This window comes from Acidovorax sp. LjRoot204 (assembly GCF_056175785.1).
On the sequence record NZ_JBGFFF010000182.1, the window covers coordinates 1 to 7,449 of the forward strand.

At 60.4% G+C, this 7,449-nt stretch carries 6 protein-coding genes and 1 tRNA gene; 6 read left to right on the forward strand and 1 reads right to left on the reverse strand.

Annotation, left to right across the window (positions count from 1 at the left end; all coding sequences use genetic code 11):
- Positions 1 to 13 precede the first annotated feature (13 nt).
- From ybgF to AC04MI_RS21665, 3 genes are all read left to right on the forward strand, one after another.
- Positions 14 to 739 (forward strand): tol-pal system protein YbgF, encoded by a 726-nt coding sequence (gene ybgF, locus AC04MI_RS21655; RefSeq protein WP_476498662.1) that lies wholly within the window; start codon positions 14 to 16, stop codon positions 737 to 739.
- A complete protein-coding gene (locus AC04MI_RS21660) occupies positions 739 to 1,566 on the forward strand; it encodes a tRNA threonylcarbamoyladenosine dehydratase (RefSeq protein ID WP_436077190.1) in 828 nt (275 codons plus the stop codon). Before ybgF ends, AC04MI_RS21660 begins: the two co-directional genes overlap by 1 nt.
- Before the next feature lie 42 nt (positions 1,567 to 1,608).
- Positions 1,609 to 1,684, forward strand: a tRNA-Lys gene (locus AC04MI_RS21665).
- Between the two features lie 139 nt (positions 1,685 to 1,823).
- Here the strand turns inward: AC04MI_RS21665 and AC04MI_RS21670 are convergent.
- On the reverse strand, positions 1,824 to 2,888 hold the full coding sequence (locus AC04MI_RS21670) for an AI-2E family transporter (RefSeq protein WP_436077513.1): 1,065 nt from the start codon (positions 2,886 to 2,888) through the stop codon (positions 1,824 to 1,826).
- Positions 2,889 to 3,130: 242 nt separating this feature from the next.
- Between AC04MI_RS21670 and AC04MI_RS21675 the strand changes: the two genes are divergently transcribed.
- From AC04MI_RS21675 to AC04MI_RS21685, 3 genes are all read left to right on the forward strand, one after another.
- The gene (locus tag AC04MI_RS21675; RefSeq protein WP_476498660.1) at positions 3,131 to 6,010 is read left to right on the forward strand and encodes a 2-oxoglutarate dehydrogenase E1 component; all 2,880 of its coding nucleotides are present in this window, start codon (positions 3,131 to 3,133) and stop codon (positions 6,008 to 6,010) included.
- 51 nt (positions 6,011 to 6,061) lie between these two features.
- Positions 6,062 to 7,327, forward strand: coding sequence for a 2-oxoglutarate dehydrogenase complex dihydrolipoyllysine-residue succinyltransferase (odhB, locus tag AC04MI_RS21680; protein ID WP_476498661.1), 1,266 nt, complete (start codon positions 6,062 to 6,064; stop codon positions 7,325 to 7,327).
- Between the two features lie 14 nt (positions 7,328 to 7,341).
- On the forward strand, positions 7,342 to 7,449 hold a 108-nt coding region (locus AC04MI_RS21685), incomplete at its 3' end, for an FAD-dependent oxidoreductase (protein WP_476498663.1).

Genomic DNA, 7,449 nt, shown 5'->3' on the forward strand with positions numbered 1-7,449 from the left:
GCTCGCTGTGTCGATGTCTTCTGCCCATGCCGCCATCTTTGAAGATGGCGAAGCGCGACGGGCTATCCTGGAGATGCGACAGCGCGTTGATGGGCTGCAGTTGTCTCAGCAGCGTTCTGCCGAAGAGGTGCGCAAGCTGGGCGAAGAAAACGCTCAGTTGCGCCGCAGTCTGCTGGATTTGCAGACGCAGATCGAGACCTTGCGTGCCGAGCAGGCCAAACTCAACGGCCAGAACGAGCAGCTGTTGCGCGATGTCGGTGAACTGCAGCGTCGGCAGAAAGACATCGCGCAGGGCGTGGATGAGCGATTGCGGCAGTTTGAGCCCATCAAGGTCAATGTGGATGGCCGCGATTTCCAGGCAGATCCTGCCGAAAAGCGGGAATTTGAGGCGGCTCTGGCTGTCTTTCGCTCCGGCAAATTCCCCGATGCAAGCGTCGCTTTCGCGGGCTTTGTGCGGCAGTATCCGCGCAGCGGCTACGTGCCCTCTGCGCGTTTCTGGTTGGGAAATGCCCAGTACGCTACGCGGGAGTACAAGGAAGCCATCGGCAATTTCAAACAAATGCTGACCGACGCCCCCACGCACGCCCGTGCGCCCGAGGCAGCTCTGTCCATCGCCAATTGCCAGATTGAGCTCAAAGACACACGCACCGCGCGCAAGACACTGGAAGACCTCATCCGGGCTTATCCGCAGTCTGAGGCCGCTGTGGCCGCTAAAGAACGCCTGTCCCGGCTCAAGTGATGGCGGGTGATGTGGCTTTTGCCTCGCAGGCTGCGCCAGATGGTGGTGCGGAGCGCGCTTCGGAGCGCCGCTTTGGTGGGCTTCAGCGGCTCTACGGAGTGCAGGGCGCAGCCAGAATTCGCTCCGCGCACGTGGCCGTGGTTGGTATTGGTGGAGTCGGGTCGTGGGCCGCAGAGGCCCTGGCGCGCAGCGGCGTCGCGCAAATTACCCTGATCGACTTGGACCATGTGGCTGAATCCAACATCAACCGACAGATCCATGCGCTCACCGATACGGTGGGACAGGCCAAGGTTTTGGCCATGCGTGATCGCATCGCACAAATCCACCCGGACTGCATCGTTCATTGCGTAGAGGAGTTTGTGGAGCCTGGAAACTGGCCGGCCTTGCTGCAAACGCCCGTAGACGCTCTCATTGATGCCTGTGACCAGATCAAAGCCAAAACTGCACTGTCCATATGGGCGCAGGCCCATGGGGTGCTGCACATCACCGTGGGTGCAGCAGGGGGCAAGCGGCATGCGCACAAGGTGGATGTAGATGATCTCGCTCTGACCACCCATGACCCGCTGTTGGCCCAAATGCGCTATCAGCTGCGCAAACACCATGGCGCACCGCGGGAGGGCAAGAAGATCGGGGTCACCTGTGTCTTCAGCCGCGAGGCCGTGGCACCCCCAGATGCTTCCTGCAATATCGATGGCGATGGTTCTTTGAACTGCCACGGCTACGGCTCGGTGGTCGCTGTGACCGCGACCTTCGGCCAATGTGCCGCAGGCTGGGTGCTCGATAAACTTGCAACCAATTCCAAATTGGCTGGAAAAAAGACGCTATAATCCAAGGCTTTGCAGCAATAGACACGATAGCTGCAATCGGTCGGGACGTTAGCTCAGTTGGTAGAGCAGCGGACTTTTAATCCGTTGGTCACAAGTTCGAATCTTGTACGTCCTACCATCCGATTCAAAGCGCATCATTGAATGTGTTTTCAGCCAAAAGCCTCCCTTGGGAGGCTTTTGTTTTTTGCGGCCATTTAAAGCGCCAGTAAAAGACCATCGATGCCCCCTGACTGGTACACGTGGCCGAGGCGGGGGGATCACCGGGTGGGTGCGTCCGCCTCCGGCGGTGGTGAAAAAAGGTCCCAGCTGGCCATGAACAGTGCAGCTATCACTGGACCGATCACAAACCCCGTGAGTCCGAACAAGGCCATGCCGCCCAGGGTAGAGATCAGCACGATGTAGTCGGGCATCTTGGTGTCTTTGCCTACCAGTATGGGGCGCAAGATGTTGTCCACGAGTCCGATCACGCAGATGCCGAATGCAGTCAGCACCACGCCTTGCCACATAGCGCCTGTTGCCAGAAAGTAGATGGCCACAGGCACCCAGATCAGCCCGGCGCCCACGGCTGGCAAAAGGGACAGGAAGGCCATGAGCACCCCCCACAGCACCGGTCCCTGGATGCCCAAGATCCAGAAAATCATGCCGCCCAGCGCGCCCTGAGAAGCCGCCACCACAATGTTGCCTTTGACCGTGGCTCGGATCACGGTCGTGAATTTACCGACCAGTTGGCGCTTGTGCGCTTCTTCCAGGGGGGTGGCCTGCCCGATACGCCGTGCCAGACTGGCTCCGTCTCGCAGCAGGAAGAACAACAGGTACAACATGATGCCGAAGCTGACAATGAACTCCAGGGTGTTTTGACCGATGCTCAGCGCCTGTGTCGCAACGAATTGACTGGCCTGTACCGCGAAGGACGAGAGCTTTTGCTGCAACTCGCCTACGCTGGTCAGTTGGAGGCGGTCAAGCAGGCCTGCAGCCCAAGCTGGCAGTGCAGCAATGACCTGCTGCAGGTACAGCCCAAAATTGATTTGGCCTGAGCGCACCCGCTCGTAGATTGCGGTGGCTTCCTGAATGAGCGACACCGTGATGGCCGTCATCGGCAAGATCACCACCACAAGGCACAAACCGAGTGTGCATAAGGCCGCAAGCGTGGGCCGCTTGGGCATTTTTCGCAGCAGTTTGCGGTGCAGTGGGGCAAAAAGAATGGCGAGGATGACGCCCCAGAAAACGGCTCCGTGAAACTGCCACAGGATCGCACCGAACGCGACGGTGACGAGGGTGAGCAGCAGCAAAAAGGCTTTGTCCTGGAGGTGTTGATGCGGCATGGAGTGGGGTTTGCAATGGGATACCCGGAATGTACGCGAGGCGCTGATCGGCGCAGCTTCTTGTGCTGTGCGGCGATGGTCTGGATCCACTTTTTGGGGTGGGCTTCGGTTCGGTGGCACAATGGCGCCCGTACCAAGGCCCTTCCCCAGCCACAGTCGCATCCGCCAACCGGTTCAGCCGTGTCGCGGAAGGTTTCTCAACCAGCTAATGCTTTCCCAAGGAAAGCGGAGGTCAGCGGAATATGAGCGATACGACATCCGTCTATCAAGCCTACCAAGGCAACACCTACCTCTTCGGCGGCAATGCGCCCTATGTCGAAGAGATGTACGAGAACTATCTCGCCAATCCCGGTAGCGTGCCAGATACGTGGCGCGAGTACTTTGACGCGCTGCAGCATGTCCCCGCCGTGGATGGCAGCAACGCCAAAGACGTTCCCCATCTGCCTGTCATCAATGCCTTTGCCGAGCGTGCCAAGCAAGGCGGCACCAAGGTTGTGGTTGCGACGGGCGCCGACTCTGAACTGGGCCGCAAGCGTACCGCCGTTCAGCAGCTGATCGCCGCTTACCGCAATGTGGGTCAGCGCTGGGCCGATCTGGATCCGCTCAAGCGCACAGAGCGTCCCGCAATTCCTGAACTGGAGCCTTCGTTCTACGGTTTCAGCGACGCTGATCAGGAAACGGTGTTCAACAYCAGCAACACGTTCTTCGGCAAAGAGTCGATGACGTTGCGTGAACTCATCAACGCGCTGCGTGAGACCTACTGTGGCTCCATCGGCGCTGAATACATGTACGCCACCGACCAGAACCAGAAGCGCTGGTGGCAGGAGAAGCTGGAAAAGATCCGCAGCAAGCCCAGCTTTGGTGCTGACAAGAAAAAACAAATCCTTGACCGCCTGACGGCTGCTGAAGGGCTGGAGCGCTTCCTGCACACCAAGTACGTGGGGCAGAAGCGCTTTTCGTTGGAAGGCGGCGAAAGCTTTATTGCTGCGATGGATGAACTCATCCAATCTGCAGGCGCCAAGGGCGTACAAGAAATCGTGATCGGCATGGCCCACCGCGGCCGCCTGAACGTGCTGGTCAACTCGCTGGGCAAGATGCCCAAGGACCTGTTCGCTGAGTTCGATCATACCGCTCCCGAAGACCTGCCTGCGGGTGACGTGAAGTACCACCAGGGCTTCAGCTCGGATGTGACGACCCCCGGCGGTCCGGTTCACCTGTCGCTGGCATTCAACCCCTCGCACCTGGAAATCGTGAACCCCGTGGTCGAAGGCTCTGTGCGTGCTCGCATGGACCGCCGTGCCGATCCACACGGCAAGCAGGTTTTGCCAGTGCTGGTGCACGGTGACGCAGCCTTTGCAGGCCAAGGTGTCAATCAGGAAACTCTGGCGCTGGCCCAGACCCGTGGCTACTACACGGGTGGTACGGTGCACATCATCATCAACAACCAGATCGGCTTCACCACGTCTGATCCACGTGACACCCGCTCSACGCTGTACTGCWCSGACATCGTCAAGATGATCGAGKCRCCCGTACTGCACGTGAACGGYGAYGATCCSGAAGCCGTGGTSYTSGCCACYCAGCTCGCSCTYGASTTCCGCATGGAGTTCMAGAARGACGTRGTGGTSGACATCATCTGCTTCCGCAAGCTGGGYCACAATGAGCAGGACACCCCGGCTCTGACGCAGCCGCTGATGTACAAGAAGATCGGCGCACACCCCGGCACACGCAAGCTGTACGCCGATAAGCTGGCGGCGCAGGGTCTGGGCGAGTCACTGGGCGACGACATGGTCAAGGCCTACCGCGCTGCTATGGATGCGGGCAAGCACACGGTCGATCCCGTGCTGACCAACTTCAAGAGCAAGTACGCGGTGGACTGGAGCCCGTTCCTGGGCAAAAAGTGGACCGATGCTGGAGACACGGCGATTCCTCTGGCCGAGTGGAAGCGCTTGGCTGAGAAGATCACCACCATCCCCGAGAGCGTGACGCCGCATCAGTTGGTGAAGAAGGTGTATGACGACCGCGCGGCCATGGGCCGTGGTGACATCCCTGTGGACTGGGGCATGGGTGAGCACATGGCATTTGCCTCGCTGGTGGCCAGCGGCTATCCCGTGCGCCTGTCCGGTGAAGACTGCGGCCGCGGCACGTTCACGCACCGCCACGCCGTGATCCATGACCAAAAGCGCGAGAAGTGGGACATTGGTACCTACGYGCCGCTGCAGAACGTGGCCGASAACCAGGCMCCGTTTGTTGTGATCGACTCSATCCTGTCCGAAGAGGCCGTCCTGGGCTTCGAGTACGGCTATGCGTCGAACGACCCSAACACRCTSGTGATCTGGGAAGCSCAGTTCGGCGACTTCGYSAAYGGCGCSCARGTGGTGATCGACCAGTTCATCGCCTCSGGCGAAGTGAAGTGGGGCCGSGTMAACGGCMTCACSMTGATGCTGCCSCACGGCTACGAAGGCCAGGGCCCGGAGCACAGCTCTGCCCGCCTGGAGCGCTTCATGCAATTGGCTGCCGACRCCAACATGCAGRTSGTGCARCCCACYACGGCCAGCCAGATCTTCCACGTGCTGCGTCGACAGATGGTGCGTGATCTGCGCAAGCCGCTGATCATCATGACGCCCAAGTCGCTGCTGCGTAACAAGGATGCGACCTCGCCGCTGTCCGAGTTCACCAAGGGCAGCTTCCAGACGGTGATTCCCGAGCAGGATGAAGCCATCGTCAAGAAGGCGGCCAAGGTCAAGCGCGTGATCGCATGCTCTGGCAAGGTTTACTACGACCTCGTGAAGAAGCGCGCAGAGAAGGAAGCCGACGATGTGGTGATCCTGCGCGTGGAGCAGTTGTACCCCTTCCCGCACAAGGCGTTTGCCGCTGAACTGAAGAAGTACCCCAACGCCACCGACGTGGTGTGGTGCCAGGACGAGCCGCAAAACCAGGGTGCCTGGTTCTTCGTGCAGCACTACATCCACGAGAACATGCTCGAAGGCCAGAAGCTGGGCTACTCCGGCCGCGCTGCTTCGGCATCTCCAGCCGTGGGTTACTCGCACCTGCACCAGGAACAACAAAAGGCGCTGGTGGACGGCGCGTTTGCCAAGCTCAAGGGTTTTGTCCTGACCAAGTAAGGCCAGCTGCGACCCGACAACAGAACAAAACCCCATTCCGAAAGAATTGATATGGCTATCGTAGAAGTCAAAGTCCCCCAGCTGTCCGAATCCGTGGCTGAAGCCACCATGCTGACCTGGAAGAAAAAGGCCGGTGAGGCCGTGGCGGTGGACGAGATCCTGATCGAGATCGAAACCGACAAGGTCGTGCTCGAAGTGCCCGCACCGTCCGCTGGCGTGTTGGCTGAAATCATCCAGGGCGACGGCGCCACGGTGGTGGCCGACCAGCTCATCGCCAAGATCGACACCGAAGGCAAGGCTGGTGCCGCGGCTCCTGCTCCGGCAGCAGCAGCTCCTGTTGCCGCCGCAGCGCCTGTTGCCGCACCCGCTGCTGCCGGTGGCTCCAAGGGCGATGTGGCCATGCCTGCCGCCGCCAAGCTGCTCGCCGACAACAACCTGTCTGTGTCGGCCGTGGCCGGTTCGGGCAAGGATGGCCGTGTGACCAAGGGTGATGTGCTGGCCGCTGTGGCCGGTGGCGCCAAGGCTGCCGTGGCAGCCCCCAGCGTGATCCCCACCGGTGTGCCCTCCAAGACACTGCCCCAGGTGGCARCGCCCGCTGGCAAGGAAGACTTGAGCGGCCGCCCCGAGCAGCGCGTGCCCATGAGCCGCCTGCGTGCTCGCGTGGCCGAGCGTCTGCTGCAGTCGCAATCGACCAACGCCATCCTGACCACGTTCAACGAAGTGAACATGGCTCCGGTGATGGACCTGCGCAAGAAGTTCCAGGACAGCTTCACCAAAGAGCACGGCACCAAGCTGGGCTTCATGTCCTTCTTCGTCAAGGCTGCTGTGCATGCCCTCAAGAAGTACCCTGTGCTGAATGCATCGGTGGACGGCAACGACATCGTCTACCACGGCTACTTCGACATCGGTATCGCCGTGGGCTCGCCCCGTGGTCTTGTGGTGCCCATCCTGCGCAATGCAGACCAGATGAGCTTCGCCGACATCGAGAAGAAGATTGCCGAGTTCGGCAAGAAGGCTGCGGAAGGCAAGCTGGGCATTGAAGAAATGACCGGTGGCACGTTCTCCATCTCCAATGGCGGCACGTTCGGTTCCATGCTGTCCACCCCCATCATCAACCCGCCCCAGTCGGCCATYCTSGGYGTGCACGCCACCAAGGACCGCGCCGTGGTCGARAACGGCCAGATCGTSATCCGCCCGATGAACTACCTKGCCATGWSCTAYGACCACCGCATCATCGACGGCCGCGAAGCCGTGCTGGGCYTGGTSGCSATGAAGGAMGCGCTSGAAGACCCRTCGCGCCTSCTGTTCGACATCTGAGGAGAAAGAATCAGATGGCAAACAAACAATTCGACKTCATCGTCATCGGCGGCGGCCCCGGCGGCTACATCGCCGCGATCCGCGCGGCGCAGCTGGGCTTCAACGTGGCCTGCATCGACGAG